This window comes from Legionella nigrisilvae (assembly GCF_977063395.2).
This window is the reverse complement of sequence record NZ_CDRUGZ020000044.1, coordinates 124247-140638: the sequence shown is the minus strand read 5'-3', so window position 1 is coordinate 140638 and position 16392 is coordinate 124247. Positions and strand designations below refer to the sequence as shown.

Genomic DNA, 16392 nt, shown 5'->3' with positions numbered 1-16392 from the left:
GAACGGAATGGCGCATTGGTCAGAATCTTTTTTTGAAGGAATAGATACCTTCTTTGCCTGGCTAAGTACATCGCTCAAGCAAACAACAGAATCATATATTGATTTAGAAACAGCTGATAGTCCAACAGTGTTGGTTAATCACGATGGCTCCTTAGTATCAGTTTTGAAGGTTGAAGGCGTATCAGCCCTTGTAGGAAATGCTGAATTTGATAATTTGGTTGCAGGTCTAACCAATTCATTTCAAGCTGCTATGGGGCGTCCAGGACATGCTTTGCAGGTTTATTTTAGTCATGATAAACAAAACATAAAGAAATTGATCCAAGATACCTATCAACCCGCTACGGCTACTGCCAAACGACTGGAACTGAATTTAGAAGACTTGTTTCAAGAACGAGTTGATTATATGGCATCCTGGTGCGCGGAAGAACGCGTATATTTTGTGCTGTTCACACGCCCCTTCAATTTAACATCAGAGCAATTAAAAATTGCTAACAAAACTAAAATGAAGATGATTAAAGATATGAAGGCTCCACCTTTTAAGAACAGCCAGACTATCTATGCCGCAATTCCAGAGTTACGTGACACCCATGACGCATATGTGCGATCGGTGGTGAATGATATGGATTCGCATCATGTGTTTGTCAAATTATTGGAGGTTCATGATGCCATCCATGCAATTCGCATGACTGCAGATCCAGATTATACTGCTGATGATTGGCGCCCAAGTTTGCCTGGAGATAAGGTTACAATTAGAGAAATAAACAGTTTTGAAGGCGATGCTTCTGATTTATTATGGCCATCATTGGCAAAACAAGTATTCCCTCGTGACGCTGAAGTATTAGACTTACGCACAGTGAGGGTTGGAGATAAGATTTATTCATCAACCTACATCGATTTATTTCCTAAGGATCTCAGACCATTTATTCAGTTATTTTCCCGCATACTTCCTTCCCATGTTCCTTGGCGAATTTCTTTCTTAATTGAAAGTGAAGGGCTTGCCACGATTAAGCTCAAAGGGATGCTGGCTGCGATTCTTACTTTTAGTTCTGCCCAAAATCGTTTGATCAGTGATTCAGTAAATTTATTAAAATATATACAGCTTAATACGGATGAATCTCTAGTACGCTTGCGGGTTGTGGCTACAACTTGGGCACCTGAAGACAGAATGCCATTATTGCGTCAACGTAGTTCTGAGTTAGTAAAAGCAATTGAAGGCTGGGGATCAACTGATGTTTCTGAAATTTGTGGTGACCCTTTTGGTGGTTTTGTTTCCACAATGTTAGGAGCTACGCTCAATAGTACTGCAGTACCTACAGTCGCTCCCCTCAGTTCGGTAATCTCTATATTACCTATTACTCGTCCTGCTTCACCTTGGACAAAAGGCGCATTGCTTTTTAGAACACCGGATGGTAAGCCTTGGCCATTTCAACCTGGATCTACAGAACAAACTACTTGGATTGATTTGGTTTATGCACGTCCTGGTTCTGGTAAGTCAGTTTTATCCAATGCGATTAATTTAGCATTATGCTTGTCGGGTGGATTGTTACGTTTACCACGTATTGCGATTATTGATATTGGACCTTCAAGTAGTGGACTTATCTCTCTACTCAAAGAGGCGCTTCCCGCATCAAAACGTCATTTGGTTGCTTATCATCGCTTAAGGATGACCCCTGAGTATTCCATTAATCCTTTTGATACCCAATTAGGATGTCGTTATCCTACTGCATTAGAACGTGCTTTTTTAGTGAACTTTATAACGTTACTCACTACGCCGCTTGGGGCAGAAAGGCCCTACGATGGTATGCCCGATCTTGCGGGTATGGTCGTAGATGAATTATATAAAAGTTTGGCTGATGAGTATAATCCTGCCCCGTATTCCCCTGGGATTGAGGAATTTATTGACAGTATATTAGAAGAAATTGGTTTTATTCGTGATTCAAAATCAACGTGGTGGGAAGTAACTGACTCACTTTATTCAGCAGGATTTGTTCATGAGGCGATGTTGGCTCAACGCTATGCGATGCCTTTATTGGCTGATGCTGCATCCATTTGTCGTACCCCCTCTATTGAAGATTTATATGAACGAATAACGGCACCGACTGGTGAGTCCTTAATTAACGCGTTTTCTCGAATGATCTCTGCTGCAGTTCGGGAATATCCTATCTTATCACGTGTGAGTGCCTTTGATATTGGTGATGCACGGGTAGTATCGCTTGATCTCGATGAAGTTGCAAAAAGTGGTGGTGATGCCGCAGACAGACAGACGGCGGTTATGTATATGTTGGCACGTTATGTGTTGGCAAGACATTATTATTTAACTGAAGAGAGCCTAAATAATATCCCGGAGCAATACAAGGAATATCATAAAGAAAGAGTGCAAGAAATTCGTGAAGATCACAAACGTATTGTTTATGACGAGTTCCATCGTACTTCCAAATCTGCTGCAGTGCGTGAACAAGTTATTATCGATATGCGGGAAGGACGTAAATGGAAAGTACAAATCGCCTTGTTATCCCAGTCAGTTGATGACTTTGATCCGGTAATGATCGATTTTGCCACTGCAATTTACATCATGGATGCAGGACCTTCACAAGCGATTGAAAAAACAACTGCAATATTTGGACTCTCGGATACTGCAAAAACTGCTTTACGAAACCGAGTCCATGGTCCACGACAAGGTGGGGGAACGTTTTTAGCTCAATATGCTACTAAAACTGGTGTGAATGTTCAGTTGCTTACCTTGACCTTAGGGCCAGTAGAACTTTGGGCATTTAGTACCACGGCTGAAGATGCTACGGTGAGAAACCACTTATATCGTCATCTTGGCCCTGGGGAAGCTAGGCGTGTTTTGGCCGCACTTTTTCCTAATGGTTCAGTTGCCAAAGAATTAGAAACTCGGCTGAATAGTATGAAAGAAAAAATGGGTTTGATTGAAGAAGAACTGAAAGAAAGTATTGTAGAACAATTAATTAATGAAATTCTTGAAGCGTATTCAAAAAATCCTGATGTGAAGAGTTTACCTGCAAAATTAACTTGAGTTGGACTTTTCCTCTTTTTATCTTTTTATGCTTAATGTAATCCCGTATTAAGTTGGCATTTGTACGGGATTCTTTTAAAATCCCACTCCGCTAAGAGAATAATATTATTCTTATATCAAACAGCATCATGCAATTAATATTCTCTTAAGAGAACTTCCCTATAATCAACCTTCTGAATCTTGAATGAAATGCAGTATTCAATTCATTCTGGAACGAATAAAAATAATAAAAAAGGAAGCATAGGATGAAGTTTTATATGAACAATGCAGTCGCTATTTTGTTTTCACTATTCATAGGTATTAATACAAGTTTTGCCCAAATAAATACGGAAATTCCAGATGAAATGTTCATTAAAGAACATTGGATCAGTTTAACCACTAGCTATGACATTGAAACAAAAACACGAAAATTAGGTACTTTATATAGAAAGTTCTTTAGTCTGTTATTAACGTATGAATTTTTTGATCCTTTTGATAATAAGTTAGCTTATGCGCGCTCAAGATTTCTTTCGCTGACTGCCCATTTTGATGTGTACGATAATTATGAAAATTTTATTGGAGCTGCTGATGAACGATTATTTGCCTTTTTTCCTACCTTTGATGTTTATGGACCAGACGGGTATACAAAATTGGCTAAGGCGAGTATGAACTTCTGGGGGACGACATTCACAATCTATGATCCAGTAACCGATAGACAAATGGCTACTCTGTATCGACCCTTTTTTAGACTGAAGAATGATTGGACTTTTAATATTACTGACCGGGCGTTATTTAATCAAAAAAACATTGATTCTCGAGTGCTGATGACTGTAATTGCATTCCAGGGCGATAGGGAATATTGGGAAAGTACGCATCGAAATGACTTAAAGTCCATTGCGAACAAATCGAATCAAGCGAACGAAGTGACCTCGGAACAAGTTAGCGATCTTTTAGAACAAATTGCGGAAGTTAGTAAACAAGCGGGGATAGAAAAAATAAAAAATCCGGATTCGAAGATGATGGATGTTGTTGCTAACGAGTTGGAAAATAATTATAGAAAAACTCATATGTTGGAGGAATCGACACAGACAAACCAGCAAAAACTTGCAGCCTTCGCTGAATATTGTTTGGGTTTGGTACAATCCAATTCCCTACCCAATGAGAAGAAAAATATAATACTGTTCTTACTTAAGACACGTCTGGAAGGGGCTGCGAATTTAATTTGATATCTTAGCGCAGGATATACTACTTACTGGAGATCCCTTACTGGATTTGAGATGACGTGTTCTTCTGAGCAGTCATCATGAGTTTGGCAAGAGGGCTCTTCAGCCTTTAATATTGTGAATTATTTCATTATAAGACGATACCATCTCCTGAAGCTCATTAACTGCATTAGGGAGGTAGTATCTTTTCGGAATGCGCAAATTTTAATTTGTTCTCATGGGTAAAGTTACAATGACTTTTAAGCCTCCTTGTAAATTATTCGTCAAGGTAATATCGCCTTGATGCATTTGAATAATTTCTCTAGCAATAGTTAATCCAAGTCCGGTGCCTCCGGTACTGCGTGAACGCGAATATTCACCTCGGTAAAAAGGCAAGAAAACATGTTCTAGATCGGCTTCCGCTAATCCTGGGCCCTGGTCGGTAATTGTAATTTCTATTTTATTAGCTAGGGAATTTAGGTGAATCATTGCCTTATAACCATAATGAACTGCATTATTAATTAAATTATTGAACGCCCGTTTTAATAAATTCACCGTACCATAATAGACCAGCTTCGTGGGTTCACTAGTAAAACTGACATCATAGCTTAGTTCTAGCGCATCATCTTTCAGTGATGAAAGCAGAGCTACCAAGTCAAAAAGTTGGGGCTTTTCCTCAACATTGACGTCCCGGAAATAATCTAGAGTTTCACGAATCATAAGTTCCATCTCATTAATATCCGACATTATTTTGTTGTAATTGGGATCATCCTCCAAATATTCAGCACGTAATTTTAAACGAGTTAATGGGGTGCGCAGATCATGCGAAATTGCAGTAACTACTCGAGTTCGATTTGCTAAAAGCTTGTTCACTTTTTCTTGTAAGTCATTAATTTTCTTAAAAATAGTTTTTTGATCCTGGTTTCCAGTCACTGGGATAGGTAACCAATTTTCTTGGTGCTCACTGTAATTAAGGCTTTGAATTAGGGTATGAATGGGTTGGTTGAGTGTTCGTACGGCCCAATAATTGATGAAGAGTAACGCGCCAATTAAGATAAGAAACAGGCTGACCACTGAGTTTGCTTGGACGGGAAAAAAAGAGATAACCTTAATATTTAACCAATTATTCTCTTTTATAAAAACCGAGAATTCTAATTTTTTATTTTGTTTGATTAAGTTAAAAAGCACCGGAGCTTTTAATGTTACCAATGCATTTTTATCATGCAAGGGTTTAGGAGATAAAGTTATTTCAGCCCAAGAAATACTTTGATTTCGTAAGATCAAGGGCCATATGGATTGTGGATTTTTTTGTAATAAGGTGACGAGATGAATCAATGAGTGCACTGCTTTAGGAGGAAGAGGCGAACGGATGTTTTCATAATAATATTTCCCTAGCTGCATGAGGGAAAAAATTATTAATAAGTTACCAAGAATTAATCCGATGAGGGTTTTTTTTGCGGTTTTGGTTAATTGCGTCATACCAAATTAACCTTAGTTTTGAATTGATAGCCTCCTCCTCGAATCGTTAATAAGGAGCGTGGATTACGCGGATCGAGCTCAATTTTTTTACGCAAACGGCCTATAAGTACATCAATTGTTCTATCTTGCGAATCACAGTCTTTGTCGTACAATAAGTCCATCAATTGATCGCGGCTCAGAATTCGACCAGGGTGTTCTAAGAAAATAATCAATAGCTCATATTCTCGATGACTTAATGGGATGGCTACAGATTCTTTATCGATTAATGAGTGAGTATTGCGATCAAGTATCCAATTATCAAAATGAATTTGTTGTAGTGGAGTTAGTTTTTTACGATCCTGTTCCAATTCGCCTTGCGTTCTTCTTAATTGGGCTTTGATCCGTGCGAGTAATTCACGAGAGCTGAAGGGTTTGGAAATATAATCATCTGCGCCTAACTCCAGGCCGGCAACCCGATCTGCAATACTGTTTGCTGCGCTGAGCATGATTATGGGCATGCTATGAGTTTGACGAATTGTTTGACATAAATTTAATCCATCAATGCCTGGGAGCATGATATCTAAAATAATTAAATCAAAATTATGTTCTCTTAATAGCTGTTTGATGTTTAAGCCATTCAAGGTCCAGGTGGTGCGAAAACCATTTTTAATCAAGTAATCATTAATCAAATGCGTAATTTCTTGATCATCATCAATAATCAATATGTGGCTTTTTCTTGTGCTCATGAATCACCAGATAAAAGAAATTTAGTCTAAGTACTGGAAGCAGAATTTAAAAAATATAACGTTTAAGGTTATGACTATGCCGGCTTTATTATAACAGCAAACCGACCTATGTTCAGCATTGTAACAGAGTTGTTACAACAAACAGTGCATTTGTCATATTCCTATTACATTGTCTCCTTACACTATCTGTGAAAACCTAATAGGAGAAAATAAAATGAACGTAAAACGTTTCCTTTTAATTAATAGTTTAGCTTTTAGTGTATTAAGTACCTCTATTGCAATAGCACAACCAGCGGCATCGGGTGCGACAGTTTCGATAAATCACACAGGCCATTATAAACAGCATGTTGGTAAGCTGTTAACCCCGGAGCAACGCTCAGAGTTGGCTAAAATTAAAAATACTTTTCGCACCCAAATGGCACCATTAATTAAAGAAAAACGAGCTCTAAGTATGCAAATAAAAGGCAAATTAGCTAGTCCAAATGCAAAATGGAGTGATATATCGAGCTTGGTAGAAAAAAGAAATCGCGTCAATGCTAAGATAAGTACCCTCTGGGCTCAAACCCAATTTCAAACCTATCAAAAATTGGGTGTTTTATTGCCTGTCCACCATAGTCATCATTGTGGTTTTCAGAATAAAAATCTTATTAAAAGATCATAAAGCGCATTGGACGGTTTCGTTCCTTTTGCGAAACCGTTTATTTGTTTAATTCAATGACCACAACTTTTATCGGATGATTACTCATGTTTTCATCAGTGTGTAATTCCCCCGGTACGTCTTTAGACAGATAATATGCTTTATCTTTTTCCAATTTTAAGAAATGTTCTTTTCCTTTATTGTTTACTACTTTGAGCAGCCCATCATCTAAGGCAACAATGACTCGATTATGGTCATGTCGATGCATTTTTAGAATATGTTTTTGATTCGGATGGATAACGGTTGTCCATATTGAGACTTCTTTATTTGATAGCTGGGGAATGCGAACCGTGTTTTGTTCCTCAGCATAGGAACTTATTGATGTTGAAAGGGAAAGAATAAAAAGGTTCAAAGTTAAGTATTTACGCATAATGTTCTCCATGATTGTGGGATACTATAATATATTGGGAGTATGTTCAGAAGGCTTTTCAATCGCATCGACACATTTTGCCACAACAATTTGTTTAATTAACTTTGTTAATAGCGTGTAATCGTGTTTTTTATGGGAAGTTGAGCGCCAGGCCACACCAATTTCTCTATAGGCGTGAGCCCCTTTTAAAGGAAGTGAGACTAAATCAGTACTTGTAAGAATTCCGCTGTTAATTGCAAGGTTAGGCAAAAAGGTAATGCCGGGCTGGTGACTCACCATTTGAATTAAAGTATGCAGACTAGTAGCAAAGAAACGATTAATTTGTTTACTTTCTTTTAATTGGCATGCTTGTAAAGCATGTCCTGTTAAACAGTGTTCTTTTTCCAGAAGAAAAATACTATTTTCCGGTAATTGACTGATTTCTTTGTCTAATTCTTTATTGGACCAGCTTTTTGGTAAGACCATTTTAAAATAATCTTTGCATAAGACATGTGTCTTGAATTCTTGGGTAGGATAGGGAAGTGCTAAAATAACAAGATCAAGTTTTCCTTTACTTAAATCGTCTAAAACATTGTCCGTAGTGTCTTCCCTGATAAATAAAATAAGTTCAGGATAAAGTTGCTGACACAAATTTTGTAAATCACTTAAAATAAATGGGGCAATGGTTGGAATTACTCCCAAATAAAATGGTCCTTGCATTACTTTTCCCTGATTCCGTGCGTAGTCCACTAAATCATTACTTTGTTCAATAATAAATCGACTGCGACGGACTATTTCTTCTCCTAAGGGGGTGAATATAAATGTTTTATGATCTCGCTCCAGTAATTGAGCTTCCAAAGTTTCTTCAAGACTGGTAATGGCTGCGCTTAAGGTTGATTGACTAATAAAACAAGCAGCCGCAGCTCGGCCAAAATGTTGGTGATCATATAGAGTGATAAGGTAATGGAGTTGTTTGAGACTTATTAATCTACTCATCGATTTTTCCGATTAAAGTTATCTGTTTTATTCATTTTAAATAATTATATACCATAACTATAATTTAACTGAACGAAATGAATGAGGAGAATGGTATGTTAACTGTTGGTCAAAAAATTCCAGAATTTTCTGTTGTTGCAGCTAAGCCTGGTTTTAATAATCATGAAGAAAATGGTGTAAGTGCTTTTGAAGAGATTACTGAACAAAGTTTTCCAGGAAAATGGAAAATACTATTTTTCTATCCTAAAGATTTTACTTTCGTATGCCCAACAGAAATTGTGGAGTTTGCAAAATTAAATAACGAATTTAACGATAGAGATGCAGTAGTACTCGGGGGAAGTACTGATAATGAGTTTGTTAAATTGGCGTGGCGAAGAGAACATAAGGATTTACATCAGTTAGATCAATACAGTTTTGCAGATGTCCACGGAAAATTAACTGATGGTTTAGGTATTAGGGATGAGGAAAGTGGTTGCGCTTTAAGGGCAACATTTATTATTGATCCGAATAATGTGATTCAACACGTGAGTGTTAATTCATTAAACGTTGGACGTAATCCTCAAGAAATATTGCGTATTTTGGATGCCTTGCAAACCGACGAATTATGTCCTTGTAATCGTCCTATTGGCGGTGAAACATTATAACCTGAGCAAAATCCAGAAGTTCTTATCGATAAGAACTTCTGCAAAGGAGAGTACTATGTCTATAGAACAATTGAAACAAATGATACCTGATTTTGCTAAAGATATTCGTCTTAATGTGAGCAGTTTATTTGGTAATGTGACTCAATCAGGTTTAACCGAGGCCCAGTTTTATGGAGTTGCATTATCTGTAGCTTATACTTTAAAAGATAATCATATTATCGATGCCATCAAAACAGAAGGTTCATCATACATTACTGTGGAATTAGAGCAGGCTGTAAAAACCGCAGCTGCTTTAATGGCAATGAATAATATCTATTATCGAGCTATCCATTTAGCAGAAAATAAGGAACTTGCAGCAATGCCTGCTAATTTACGTATGAATGCCATGTTAAATCCTGGGGTACCTAAAGCGGATTTTGAGTTATTCGCTTTGGCAGTATCCGCAATCAATGGTTGTGGAATGTGCATTCACTCACATGTGAAGCAATTGTTGGAACATGAGTTAAATAAAGTTGCAGTACAATCTGTACTTCGGATTGCAGCGATTTTAAATGCATTGTCTTTTGTTTTACACAACAATGAACTGCAAATAACTGATTAGATAGGGTTTAAGCACCTTACGGGCATGAAGTTATGGAAAAATCGATTGTTCCCACAAACGCGAAAACCCTTTCTGGATAGAGATAGTGTTTTAAGAATAGATTTACTTCTGCGTGGGAACGATTAAACTTAACTTCATAGAAGTGGGTACAGGCTTACCTAGAACTAAAAATCCAATCTGATTAGTCTAATGTAAAAAACAAAGAAAAAAACTCCTTATCAAGCCTTACAGGTCGCATACGGGTTTATGCATCCTGCCAGTCTTCAGGCTCTAAAGGAATGAGAAGCCATAACAGAATATAGGCAATAAATGCAGCACCACCTAGGAGGAAAAAAATAACAAAAATAATTCTTACCCATACAGGATCGACGCCAAAATAGACCCCTAAACCACCACATACGCCAGCAATTTTTCGATCTCTACGAGAGCGCCATAATTTTTTGTAGGATTGATTCATAATTTACCTTCAATACGTTAAGTTAACCATGTTTTTCCTTCCACAAAACGTGCAACCATCATACTACTTATTGTATTACATGTTACATTAAGCATTGTTGCAAGTGGATCAATGATAATACTAATTGCCGCTATTGCTATTAAAACTGAAGGAGGAAATCCATAAACATTGAGGATAAGTAATTCACCAAGCATGCCTCCGCTTGGAATTGCGCCCATTACCGTACCAACTAATAATGAAATTCCTAAGGCGGTTAGCAGTACACTGGGACTTGAAAAATTTAAGTGGAAGATTCCAAACAAAAAAGCGATCTTGAACACCCCACCGATTACTGAGCCATCTTTATGAATAATGGTACCCAAAGGAATTACAGTTTCATAAACTTCAGGAGCAACTCGCATTTTTTTTGCGGCCAGCAAATTAGCAGGAATGCTCGCGGCACTGCTGCATGTGGCAATTGCAGTAACTACGGGTAAAAAAATGTTACTCCAAAATAATTTTATACCTTGAGTTTTTCCAGCTAAATAGGCAAATGCTGTCGAAGCAAGGATAAAATAAATCATGCCGGATGTATAATAAAGAACTCCAATTCGCAGGTAATTAGTCATCAATTGAGGACCTAGGTCATGGACTAAAACTGCAAAGTAAGCAAAAAAACCCAATGGTGCGTAATACATTACCAAAGAAAAAACACGCATGAAAATTTCTTCACCCGCTTTCAAAAAATCTATAAATATGGTCTCTTTATTATTGGTATTCGATGCCGCTAGGCCTACGAGAATTGAAAATACAATAAGTGCCAAAATATGCTGCTGGGAAAGAAGTTTGCTAAACTCAGGAACCGTAAAAATATCAGCAATTTGATTGAGAAAACTTAATTCAGAGGTTTTTTCTTGAGCATGAAGTGTTAATGTGACTCCTTCAGCGGGAGGAAATAGGCTGACAATAAAAAGAGCATAAACTGCTGCTATGATTCCGGTAAAAACAAATACAATCGCCATATAAAAAGAGATCTTACCGAGTTTTCCCATTGAGCCCATGCGTGCAATCGCGGAAGAAATACTAAAAAAAACTAAAGGGACAATTGCCGTAAAAATTAGGTTAAGAAAAATTTCCCCAAAAGGTTTTAAATAGAGAGTAGCTGGCCCCCAAAAATAACCTGTGAGGCCTCCAAGCAAAATAGCTGTGAGTAACATAAATGGGAAAAAATAAGGTCCAAAAGTTTTTTGGGTGCTCAACCGATGTCCTTAGAAATTTTAGAAACTGTTTCCATTGTATCGGTTCCCTAGGGGGCATGCTATATCCTGGTGAATGTTTTAAAGAAAGTTAGCGGATGGTTATTATTTCGGATGCTTATAAGTAGTGATTTGAATTTTGATAAAATTATGATCTTTGCCTCGCCAGGATTGGGGAGGTTATTTTGATTAAGATCTTTTCGATACATATGTTCTTTTAATTCTGAATAAACTGCCAATAGGCTCCTTTCAACCATCCTAAGTTTAATAAAAAACTACTATAGGATATAAGGAGCTACGAGCCCTGCCCATATTTTATAAGCATTCAAATTCAAATGGACTCCATCGGAGGTAAACTTTTCGTCAAGCCCGTTTTTTCCGGACAACAATGAGTTTAAATCCAGGTAAGGAATTCTATAATCTTGGGTCAGAGACTGTAAACGTTTATTAAGCTCATTAATCTTAGGTAATGCATTACGGCATTTTTCTGAAAGAACTTGATTGCAAATTACAGTTGAAGTTATAACAACATTTATATTATTATTTATTAATAAATCGACAATTTTTTTATAATTTAGAAACATATAATCTACAGGGGTCCTGTCTTGGTAGGCGTCATTTAGCCCTATCATTATGAATACACGTTTAGGATTTGTTGTTAAAATATTACCCATTCTTTCATATAAACCGTTTGTAGTGTCCCCACCAATTCCACGGTTACCAATTGTTCTATGGTTCAACAGTTCAGGCCATAAACCCAGAAATGTAATGGAATCACCGATAAAAACATTATCAAATGTTAAAGTTGCTTCTTCATAAAGCTGTTTAACTTCAGCAGCAGAAATAGCATGGAGTGGAGTGGGTAGACAAGCTAATGCCATCAATCCCAAAGCTGAGAAAATTTGGATAAACCTCATCAAAACTCCTTTTATCGATGATTTAATGGAGCCACATAATACACATTTTTTTATAAGACATAAATTGGTACTTTCTGGAATAAATAAAAAAGTAATTTTTGATTTTAATGGTGATTTCTAGTGATCCATTCTGATTAAAAAGTAAGTTGAATGAAATAAATAAGGAGCACTTTGTTTAGGCCCAATATATTAGTGGATGCATGGAGGAAGTGGAAAATGGGTAAGGTTTCTAACCAATTTTTTGCATTTACAATCAATAAGTTAGAACTTACTATGAGTATAAAATGCAATAATTGAATCAATAGTTCCCACCGTGTATAATCGAATGCGCTTCTAATGTAACCCACATGTGAGAATCATTATGCCTACAGCTAACCCAGTTGTTTACAATCACGCTGATCTCCTATCCTGGCAAAAAGAATTAACCCCACTCGAACAACAAATCTCAGAGAATTTACAATTCGTTGAAAGCCAGAGGCAACAACTTCATCCCTATGAAGAACAATTGCGGTCTTTGAATTTACGTATTTCCTTAATAGAGCATCAGGTTTCTATGGATATGGTGCTGGCTCAGGATTTAATGCGTCCCAAGATTCATTATTATGGAGAGAATATTCAGGTACTAGAAACCTTTGAGTTGCAACTGGAGTTAAGCCGTTTGCAAGAGGAGCGTAATATCCTCGAACACAAGATGATTCCTCATGAGCAAGCAATAATTGAAACCCAGGAGTTGTTGCAGAACCTTTTTTCTCGCCGAGCATGGTTAAATGAGCATATTCCTGCAGCACAGTTATTTTTAGAAACGTTGCAAGAAAATCCAATGAAATCGGTGCAGGATTTGAGTAATAGAATTTGGGATGCATTGGCTAATTACGAAGACACGCACCTGTTTGACCTTTCTCCTCAGGTACGTATTTGCTTGATAGCTGTGCGGTATTTGAATCAATTGACGATATATCCCGGAGTAAGCGATCCTGACTATTTGAATCAAGTCCATCGGAGTAATTATCTTCGTTTGTGTGGTTTCTTATGGGATATGTACACCAACGTAAAAAATGAAAAAAAAGATGCCGAGTTTGAGAAGGTTTTAGGGAGCCTTATTGAAAGTACTCATATTGCGCAACATGGAGATTTACCATATCCATTATGGACTGGTTATAGTGCGACTGCCTGGTTTGAAAGTAATAAACAAAGTGCACCAGGATGTTTTGCAATTCAAGAATACTTTTTGCCTATTTTGGAAGAAGAAATCCTGAACAATGGATTGGCATATATTAGTCAGAATAAGCTCTTAAAGCCTACCGCGCTTCAAAAACACATCATCAATGCAGTCAATTTAATTGATGCCGAAGTAAAATTAAAAAAGCAAAAGCATGAAGACATTGATTATCATTTTTATGGGCGAACTGTTCTTATTTTAAATTCCGCTTTAGTTAATCCTACAGATAAACAACTAGCGCAACGTTTAGGAGATATCGCTGCTTATACATCGGGAAGCAACTCTACGGGTAAACAAGTTTTAGGTGGTCTACTTATTGTATTGGGTGCTCTGCTCATTTGCTCTAGTATAGCTGGTTTTATCACTACTTGTGGCTCGAGCTCTGTTCTAAGTGCCTGGGGTATTTCATTAGGACTTAGCTTATTAGAAACAGAGCTTGCTTTCGGAATTGCCTCTACTCTAGCAGCAGCCTCTGGAGTTGGATTAACCTTCTTTGCGGGCCCTAAAGCTATTGAATCAGGAAGGCGTAAAGGTTTATCTCAAGAACTTATAGAGATTAAAGATGGGATGGAGAGCTATGATGCACCACCACCTTATCCTTATAGTGCTGTTGCCTTAAATTAATTGCCCCGCTTCATTGCATCATGCCCCTATACGCTATAATCTAATAAAAATTAAAGGAGTTTCGCTTGGAGCAGAAACTCTTTTGCTCCTTACTTTCATATGGATTAATGAAGATGAAGCATAAATATTTTTTTGGACCTAAGGTTTCTCCTAGTACGCATAACGCTCAAGAATGTTGTATTCAAATTCCCTCCCCCCAAGATATAAATCAAATGCATGCCATGCCGGCAGGTGCGGACGAAGATCAATTTGAACGTCTCCAACATATGACCGAGGTAATTACAAAAATTCAATCAGCAGACTCATCCTTACCCGTAGCTACCACTAATTTTGTAAACCTACCGAAACACTGGACACAATTATTTACTGCAATAAAAAAGGGGGATGCAGAAATCGCTCTGGCACTTCTTGCGCAATTTCCCGAAGAAGATGAAATACTCCAGGCTCTATTAGCAGTACACCCATTAAAATATCTTGAACAAATTATTATTTACTGCATCCAAGCGCAAAAAAAAGGATGGAAACAATTATCTCCAGATATCATCATTACCCCTGGAACGTTTGAGGTATTAATCAAAGATATTGCGATGACTTTATTTAATTCGGGAAAAATACACTTTTCTTTTGGCTTGCCGACGCATCATGCATACAGTGACGAGGGTAGTGGTTTTTGTATTTTAAATAAGTCAGCGGTTCTAATTAAATATCTGGAGCATTTATCGAGTAAACCATTGAAACATATTATTGTTGGAACTGACGTAAATCGAGACAATGGCCTATGTTATATTTTGATGAATTCTGCTTCAGATATGGATATATGCCATATTGATATTTTTGACTCCAGGGTTTATCCCCAACAAGATAATGCATTTATTACTAAAACCTTTAAACAGAGTGCAACAGATGTAGGACAAAAAATTCAGGCGTGGCAACGAGGAAGTTTCGAATATTTTGCAGTAGATTTAAGTAGTACCGTACGCAAACCCGGTTTAGTACATCCAGCTTTAGTTTTTGCATTAGAAAAAATTGAAGAACAAATCAAACAAGCGAAAACCAATCAGCAGAAAGTAGCTCTATTTTTACCTACAGGTTGGGATTCTCATGAAGCGGAAACAGCTTATTGTGGGAAATTTGTTGACGGTCAGTTAATGGGGACTGCTGAAGCACGAAAAACTCGTTTTAACGAAACCGACTTAACCTATTTTTATGAGAGTTTATTCAGATTATATCAAGAGAATAAAAGCTGCATCGAAAAATTATATTGGGGATTAGAAGGAGGATATGATCGAGAAATGTATGAGCAACAAATTCAATTGTTAATGTCACTTGTTTTAAAAGATATAGTCCATCAGGATACAAATGAAATTGTACCTGATAGTTCTAAAAAACTATGAATAACCGGCTTTATTCGCCTGCGGTGCAGCATATAGTCAAATACCTACGGTAAATAATAAAAGGGGTTGGGTAACTTAAATATCTTTTGCGCATACCCACCTTTAAGATCACTATATTGATCTCCTATCGATGCCACAATGATGTAGCCTTTTTCAGTGAGCATCTTTCGGGTATTGGATTTAAAGGGAATAATTGATTTTGAGGAATAGTTCATAGGCCGCAAATACAGACCGGACCATCCAGTATAACCTGCTTTTTGCAAATTTTCTTCCGTGGCCTTGCGTTCAGATTCATTTCTACCGGTAACAAAGAATACTTCTATACCATGGTCTTGTGCATCTCGATATAAAGTGAGCATAGGCTCAATCGCTGGAGCATTAGCAGCCATTATGTCTTGATGATATGCTTCCCGGTTCCCACCAAAATCACGTTTAATCATATATTGATAATTCGATAAACTGGTTTCATCGATGTCTAGAATTAAAGCAAGCTTTTTAGGTGATTTTTCTTTTTGATTGATTTCGGCTTGTTGATCAATATAATTTTGGGCTTTTTTTATCTCTTGAGTTAACTCTTTTTGATATAGGCCTGAATCATAATAATTTTTGAGTTCATTTTTTACTAAAGTAAGATTCGGTGGATCTGAAAAAATTGGATTTGAAAAAAGAAAAGCAGTGCTGAGTATAAGGAGGGAGAGTGATTTATTGAGTACACGCTTCATTATCTATCCATTTTTACTAAATGCCCAAATTATATCCTTGTTCATTTGTTTGTCAATTAGCCTTTAGGTAATCGCTACATAGATCTAAGTTATTTTCATCCGGTCTTAATTGGAA

At 37.1% G+C, this 16392-nt stretch carries 15 protein-coding genes; 7 read left to right on the top strand and 8 right to left on the bottom strand.

What is annotated here, in order from left to right; genetic code table 11:
- Positions 1 to 7: 7 nt before the first annotated feature.
- Positions 8 to 3037 (top strand): type IV secretion protein IcmB, encoded by a 3030-nt coding sequence (locus ACWTE2_RS32955; protein ID WP_454786077.1) that lies wholly within the window; start codon positions 8 to 10, stop codon positions 3035 to 3037.
- A 245-nt stretch (positions 3038 to 3282) separates the two neighbouring features.
- Positions 3283 to 4242, top strand: coding sequence for an LURP-one-related/scramblase family protein (locus ACWTE2_RS32950; protein WP_454786076.1), 960 nt, complete (start codon positions 3283 to 3285; stop codon positions 4240 to 4242).
- A 201-nt stretch (positions 4243 to 4443) separates the two neighbouring features.
- Here ACWTE2_RS32950 and ACWTE2_RS32945 read toward each other — a convergent pair whose 3' ends face one another.
- A complete protein-coding gene (locus ACWTE2_RS32945) occupies positions 4444 to 5697 on the bottom strand; it encodes a sensor histidine kinase (protein WP_454786075.1) in 1254 nt (417 codons plus the stop codon).
- Positions 5694 to 6422, bottom strand: a complete 729-nt coding sequence (locus ACWTE2_RS32940) for a response regulator transcription factor (RefSeq protein WP_182391541.1) — start codon at positions 6420 to 6422, stop codon at positions 5694 to 5696. The genes ACWTE2_RS32945 and ACWTE2_RS32940 overlap by 4 nt, the downstream gene beginning before the upstream one ends.
- A 214-nt stretch (positions 6423 to 6636) precedes the next feature.
- Between ACWTE2_RS32940 and ACWTE2_RS32935 the strand changes: the two genes are divergently transcribed.
- Positions 6637 to 7083 (top strand): Spy/CpxP family protein refolding chaperone, encoded by a 447-nt coding sequence (locus ACWTE2_RS32935; protein WP_454786074.1) that lies wholly within the window; start codon positions 6637 to 6639, stop codon positions 7081 to 7083.
- Positions 7084 to 7120: 37 nt separating this feature from the next.
- Here the strand turns inward: ACWTE2_RS32935 and ACWTE2_RS32930 are convergent, their stop codons facing one another.
- Positions 7121 to 7489: a cupin domain-containing protein gene (locus tag ACWTE2_RS32930; RefSeq protein ID WP_454786073.1), complete on the bottom strand. Its 369-nt coding sequence runs from the start codon at positions 7487 to 7489 to the stop codon at positions 7121 to 7123.
- Positions 7490 to 7513: 24 nt separating this feature from the next.
- Positions 7514 to 8464 carry a hydrogen peroxide-inducible genes activator gene (locus ACWTE2_RS32925; RefSeq protein ID WP_454786072.1) on the bottom strand — a complete coding sequence of 317 codons (951 nt, stop codon included), beginning with the start codon at positions 8462 to 8464 and terminating at the stop codon, positions 7514 to 7516.
- 95 nt (positions 8465 to 8559) lie between these two features.
- On the opposite strand from ACWTE2_RS32925, the gene ACWTE2_RS32920 reads away from it, so the two are divergent.
- Both ACWTE2_RS32920 and ACWTE2_RS32915 read left to right on the top strand, forming a co-directional pair.
- Complete coding sequence (locus ACWTE2_RS32920; protein WP_182391537.1) at positions 8560 to 9108, top strand: peroxiredoxin; 549 nt, start codon at positions 8560 to 8562, stop codon at positions 9106 to 9108.
- Positions 9109 to 9163: 55 nt separating this feature from the next.
- Entirely contained in the window at positions 9164 to 9709 is a 546-nt protein-coding gene (locus tag ACWTE2_RS32915; RefSeq protein ID WP_454786071.1) for a carboxymuconolactone decarboxylase family protein, read from the top strand.
- Positions 9710 to 9953: 244 nt separating this feature from the next.
- Here ACWTE2_RS32915 and ACWTE2_RS32910 read toward each other — a convergent pair whose 3' ends face one another.
- The 3 genes from ACWTE2_RS32910 to ACWTE2_RS32900 form a co-directional block, all read right to left on the bottom strand.
- Positions 9954 to 10166 (bottom strand): PspC domain-containing protein, encoded by a 213-nt coding sequence (locus ACWTE2_RS32910; RefSeq protein WP_454786070.1) that lies wholly within the window; start codon positions 10164 to 10166, stop codon positions 9954 to 9956.
- Positions 10167 to 10183: 17 nt separating this feature from the next.
- Positions 10184 to 11362, bottom strand: coding sequence for a dicarboxylate/amino acid:cation symporter (locus ACWTE2_RS32905; protein WP_454786160.1), 1179 nt, complete (start codon positions 11360 to 11362; stop codon positions 10184 to 10186).
- A gap of 317 nt (positions 11363 to 11679) precedes the next feature.
- Positions 11680 to 12318 (bottom strand): GDSL-type esterase/lipase family protein, encoded by a 639-nt coding sequence (locus tag ACWTE2_RS32900; protein WP_454786069.1) that lies wholly within the window; start codon positions 12316 to 12318, stop codon positions 11680 to 11682.
- Between the two features lie 361 nt (positions 12319 to 12679).
- Here ACWTE2_RS32900 and ACWTE2_RS32895 point away from each other — a divergent pair, with 361 nt between their 5' ends.
- Both ACWTE2_RS32895 and ACWTE2_RS32890 read left to right on the top strand, forming a co-directional pair.
- The gene (locus ACWTE2_RS32895) at positions 12680 to 14161 is read left to right on the top strand and encodes a hypothetical protein (protein WP_454786068.1); all 1482 of its coding nucleotides are present in this window, start codon (positions 12680 to 12682) and stop codon (positions 14159 to 14161) included.
- A gap of 113 nt (positions 14162 to 14274) precedes the next feature.
- The gene (locus ACWTE2_RS32890; protein ID WP_454786067.1) at positions 14275 to 15555 is read left to right on the top strand and encodes an acetylpolyamine aminohydrolase; all 1281 of its coding nucleotides are present in this window, start codon (positions 14275 to 14277) and stop codon (positions 15553 to 15555) included.
- A 44-nt stretch (positions 15556 to 15599) separates the two neighbouring features.
- On the opposite strand, the gene ACWTE2_RS32885 is transcribed toward ACWTE2_RS32890, so the two are convergent.
- Complete coding sequence (locus ACWTE2_RS32885; protein WP_182391531.1) at positions 15600 to 16277, bottom strand: HAD family acid phosphatase; 678 nt, start codon at positions 16275 to 16277, stop codon at positions 15600 to 15602.
- Positions 16278 to 16392: the final 115 nt, after the last annotated feature.

Excerpts from the sequence above, each read along its gene's own strand:
- ACWTE2_RS32950 (WP_454786076.1), top strand. The coding sequence starts at position 3,283 with ATGAAGTTTTATATGAACAATGCAGTCGCTATTTTGTTTTCACTATTC.
- ACWTE2_RS32910 (WP_454786070.1), bottom strand. The coding sequence starts at position 10,166 with ATGAATCAATCCTACAAAAAATTATGGCGCTCTCGTAGAGATCGAAAA.
- ACWTE2_RS32925 (WP_454786072.1), bottom strand. The coding sequence starts at position 8,464 with ATGAGTAGATTAATAAGTCTCAAACAACTCCATTACCTTATCACTCTA.
- ACWTE2_RS32945 (WP_454786075.1), bottom strand. The coding sequence starts at position 5,697 with ATGACGCAATTAACCAAAACCGCAAAAAAAACCCTCATCGGATTAATT.
- ACWTE2_RS32955 (WP_454786077.1), top strand. The coding sequence starts at position 8 with ATGGCGCATTGGTCAGAATCTTTTTTTGAAGGAATAGATACCTTCTTT.
- ACWTE2_RS32905 (WP_454786160.1), bottom strand. The coding sequence starts at position 11,362 with ATGTTACTCACAGCTATTTTGCTTGGAGGCCTCACAGGTTATTTTTGG.
- ACWTE2_RS32940 (WP_182391541.1), bottom strand. The coding sequence starts at position 6,422 with ATGAGCACAAGAAAAAGCCACATATTGATTATTGATGATGATCAAGAA.
- ACWTE2_RS32915 (WP_454786071.1), top strand. The coding sequence starts at position 9,164 with ATGTCTATAGAACAATTGAAACAAATGATACCTGATTTTGCTAAAGAT.
- ACWTE2_RS32900 (WP_454786069.1), bottom strand. The coding sequence starts at position 12,318 with ATGAGGTTTATCCAAATTTTCTCAGCTTTGGGATTGATGGCATTAGCT.
- ACWTE2_RS32935 (WP_454786074.1), top strand. The coding sequence starts at position 6,637 with ATGAACGTAAAACGTTTCCTTTTAATTAATAGTTTAGCTTTTAGTGTA.
- ACWTE2_RS32920 (WP_182391537.1), top strand. The coding sequence starts at position 8,560 with ATGTTAACTGTTGGTCAAAAAATTCCAGAATTTTCTGTTGTTGCAGCT.
- ACWTE2_RS32930 (WP_454786073.1), bottom strand. The coding sequence starts at position 7,489 with ATGCGTAAATACTTAACTTTGAACCTTTTTATTCTTTCCCTTTCAACA.
- ACWTE2_RS32885 (WP_182391531.1), bottom strand. The coding sequence starts at position 16,277 with ATGAAGCGTGTACTCAATAAATCACTCTCCCTCCTTATACTCAGCACT.
- ACWTE2_RS32890 (WP_454786067.1), top strand. The coding sequence starts at position 14,275 with ATGAAGCATAAATATTTTTTTGGACCTAAGGTTTCTCCTAGTACGCAT.
- ACWTE2_RS32895 (WP_454786068.1), top strand. The coding sequence starts at position 12,680 with ATGCCTACAGCTAACCCAGTTGTTTACAATCACGCTGATCTCCTATCC.